Origin of the sequence: Streptomyces sp. NPDC048270 (genome assembly GCF_040652335.1) — a bacterium.
Classification (GTDB): domain Bacteria; phylum Actinomycetota; class Actinomycetes; order Streptomycetales; family Streptomycetaceae; genus Streptomyces.
Genome location: NZ_JBEZLV010000108.1, coordinates 1 through 3256, shown reverse-complemented (window position 1 = coordinate 3256; position 3256 = coordinate 1). Strand labels below are relative to the sequence as shown.

The 3256-nt window shown below is 60.4% G+C and carries 3 protein-coding genes and 1 pseudogene; 3 read left to right on the top strand and 1 reads right to left on the bottom strand.

Going from position 1 to position 3256, the window contains the following annotated elements:
* Positions 1 to 180: 180 nt before the first annotated feature.
* A complete protein-coding gene (locus tag AB0D66_RS34315; RefSeq protein WP_362311065.1) occupies positions 181 to 1128 on the bottom strand; it encodes a hypothetical protein in 948 nt (315 codons plus the stop codon).
* Positions 1129 to 1794: 666 nt separating this feature from the next.
* On the opposite strand from AB0D66_RS34315, the gene AB0D66_RS34310 reads away from it, so the two are divergent.
* The 3 genes and pseudogenes from AB0D66_RS34310 to AB0D66_RS34300 form a co-directional block, all read left to right on the top strand.
* On the top strand, positions 1795 to 2304 hold the full coding sequence (locus AB0D66_RS34310) for a helix-turn-helix domain-containing protein (protein ID WP_362311064.1): 510 nt from the start codon (positions 1795 to 1797) through the stop codon (positions 2302 to 2304).
* Entirely contained in the window at positions 2187 to 2645 is a 459-nt protein-coding gene (locus AB0D66_RS34305) for a transposase (protein ID WP_362311063.1), read from the top strand. Before AB0D66_RS34310 ends, AB0D66_RS34305 begins: the two co-directional genes overlap by 118 nt.
* A gap of 109 nt (positions 2646 to 2754) precedes the next feature.
* Positions 2755 to 3256: pseudogene (locus AB0D66_RS34300) on the top strand (transposase family protein); the annotation flags it as partial.

The following is a 3256-nucleotide window of genomic DNA, read 5'->3' as shown; positions in this document are numbered from 1 at the left end:
ACGCCAGATGCACGGACGCACAGGCTTCACCCTCCTCCGCCACCGCATCCTCCTCGGATAACACCACCCTCCGTCACCACCGAATGTGAGACAGGGCCGTTCCTTTTACAGTGCCCTAGACCAATAAATACACGCACAAAAGCCATGGCGACACCGCGAGTCACAGAATCATCCAACACACTACATCGACGGCCGATCATAAATAACACCCTTGGCCGTGATATTTGTTTGATGTAGAAGTTGCTCAACAAGTTTATACTGCACAGAACTTCCGCATTTGACGATCAAGGTTCCCGCTGACGCCCTGCGCCCCTTGACGTGCCGCATCCTGCTAGAAAACCCCGCAAACTCTGAAACCGTCAACGAACCAGTAAATTTCTCCAGGCTGTTTGGGGCGAAACCTGGAGTGCCGAGGATTATAAACCTCGATATTTCACCGCGCGAGGGAACTGAATACACAGTAAACGGGAGCGGTGCGACCTGCCGACCCTTTTTTATCTGATCTCTTACATAGTCTTTATATGCAACATAACGCTGCAAATTGGCCTCGTTAAAGTATTCCGCATTTCTGGTCAAGACGTCCGCGACGGCCTGATTAGCCCCGGGATCATGTCCTGCGTCGGCATCACGCCCTTTGAGAACCTCTTTATGCCATAGCGCCCAGTTTTCATTCTCCGTTTGTATCCAATAGCGCAAAAACTCCTCATAGGAGTAGTCGACATTCCTTAGAGCCGTATAGTACGGAATCTGAAGGAGTTCAAGCGTATCTTTCGGCGGAGCATCAAACCCACTATACATGGCTATAAATTGACGTTCTGTTTCGAAGCCACCCTTTACCTGGAATCCGATCGATTGTAGAAATTTTGCCGCCGAATCCCAGGTGTTCGATTTTCTCAGATCTAGCGTCCATTTATTGAGGCCTGCCACTCCTACGCAGGCCGGCCATGTGGCGCCGATTTCAGCCAGATAATCAATCCCTCGATGGATTTCGAGCTCGGTAGCGAACCCAATTACACCATATAGCGCCGCTTCCTCTACATCAAAACCCTCTACCTTGAGACATTCGATCGCACCCTCTACATCAATCGCACTCAGGCGAGCTAGCCAAGCTGATCCATAAAGCGTCATTAGAAAACCTTAACTCGGGAGCCGGAGGCCGAATCGTGCCTTATATTGTGGCCACGGATTATGCCAGTCGCCTGCATTGTGGGATAGCGCGTCGGGCCAGGAATACTGACCTGGACACTGCCCGCGAGGGCATTTGGCGTTTGGGCCATACCCCGTTGAGTTCGCGGAGATGTGTGCTTCAACGCGGGCCGAATCGAGGTTGCGCGGGAGAGATCGAGAGTGTCCACGGTCGGCTACGTGTCGGCACTCTGGTCGGTGGGTGCTGTGGCGGATCATCAGCGCCACGGCTGACCAGACACCTCAGGGCCCGAACTCGTCAATCCGCACGGTCATAGCCACTGTGTAGCCTGTCGATCTGTATATCGAAGGTGCAAGGGGGACGCGGGTGTGGGGTGGACATCGCCGGAGCGCATGCTGCGATCCAGCTCCCTACTGATCTTTTCGTAAGTTCGGTGGGTGTGGTTGCCGTGTGGTGGGAGGCTATCGGGGTGGCTTATCGACCTCCCCCCCTCGGTTTCCGGCTCCTCCCTTCCTCCGTTGTCACGGCCTCAGTTGGCGGAGGCGCGTCGTGTTCGGGCGGTCGAGTTGTTCGAGGACGGCGTCTCGAATGTGGAGATCGCGGGGGCGGTGGGGGTTTGTGCCGAGAGTGTGCGACGTTGACGGAGGGTGTGGGAGCAAGGCGGTGCTTCGGCCCTGCGGCGACGGGCAGCCACCGGTCGCCCGCCCAAGCTGGACGACACCCAGGTCGAGACGGTCCGGGCCGCGTTGGAGCAAGGTGCCCAGGCGCATGGTTTCGATGCCGACCTGTGGACCCTGGAGCGAGTCGGTACGGTCGTCACCCGGGCAACGGGGGTGGTGCTGTCGAGGGCGTCGGTGTGGCGGCTGCTGACCGGCCGGCTCGGATGGAGCCTGCAACGGCCCGGGGCCGTGAACACACGTGCCTGGATCGTGTTCCTCGACGAATCAGGCGTCTCACTGCTCCCGCAGATCCGCCGCACCTACTCTCCCCGAGGGCGGACTCCGCTTCTGCGGCACCGCCTGAATGGAAGCGCGCGTCGATGGCTGGGGCCTTGGGCTACCACTCCACCGACCCCGATCGAGGGGCCCGCCTGCGCTTCCACGTCAAGCCCGGCAGCTACGACACCGCCGGGCTCATCGAGATCCTGGAGCAGATGAAGGTGTTGCACCGGGGCGAGAAGGTAGTCCTGGTCTGGGACGGTCTGTCCGCCCACTGGAGCCGGGCGATGCGCGCCCGGGTCGCCGAACAGGACTGGCTCACCCTGGAACGATTACCCGCCTACGCTCCCGAGCTGAACCCCGTGGAACTGCTGTGGTCCTCGCTCCAGAAGCGTGAACTCGCCAACCTCGTCGGCGACCACCTCGCCGATGTCGCCGACGCCACCGAGCAGGGAATCCAACGCATCAACACCAACCAACAACTGCCATGGTCGTTCCTCGCCCATACCGGCCTGACCATCCACCCACCACACCCACCGAACTTACGAAAAGATCAGTAAGGGCTGTCCCGCAAATCCAAGGCCCCCTGTAGTGTCCAGTTCGACCCGCATTGAGTGGGTCACTCTCTAAAGGGTGTTGCAGAAGCTTAGTTCCGGGCATTTTGCCTGTTTGGGTGGGGTGTTGAGGGCTGAGCCGGTGTGGTGGAGACGTTCACGGGCTTGCGGATCGAGCGGTTCGCGAAGCTGGTGAAGGTGGTGCGGGAGCGGGGCGGGAACGGTCCCGGTGGTGGCCGGCCGTGGTGTCTTCCACTGGCCGACAGGATCCTGCTGGTGGCCGTCTATTACCGCACCGACCTCACGATGCGGCAGCTCGCCCCGCTGTTCGGTATCTCCCCGGCCACTGTCTGCCGGGTCATCCAACGGCTCCGCCCGCTGCTGGCGATGGAGCCGGCACCGCGGCCGGTCGCCGACGTAGAGCGGCTGTGGATCGTGGACGGAACCTTGATCCCGGTCCGCGACCGGAAGATCGCCGCCTCCTCCCGCAACTACCGGTTCTCGGCGAACGTGCAGTCATTGTCGACGCGGACAGCCGCCTGGTCACTGCCTCGGCCCGGCCGGCGCCGGGGAACAAGGCCGACGCCCACGTCTGGCGGGAGTCAGACCTGCCGGCC

Excerpts from the sequence above, each read along its gene's own strand:
- AB0D66_RS34315 (WP_362311065.1), bottom strand. The coding sequence starts at position 1,128 with ATGACGCTTTATGGATCAGCTTGGCTAGCTCGCCTGAGTGCGATTGAT.
- AB0D66_RS34305 (WP_362311063.1), top strand. The coding sequence starts at position 2,187 with ATGGCTGGGGCCTTGGGCTACCACTCCACCGACCCCGATCGAGGGGCC.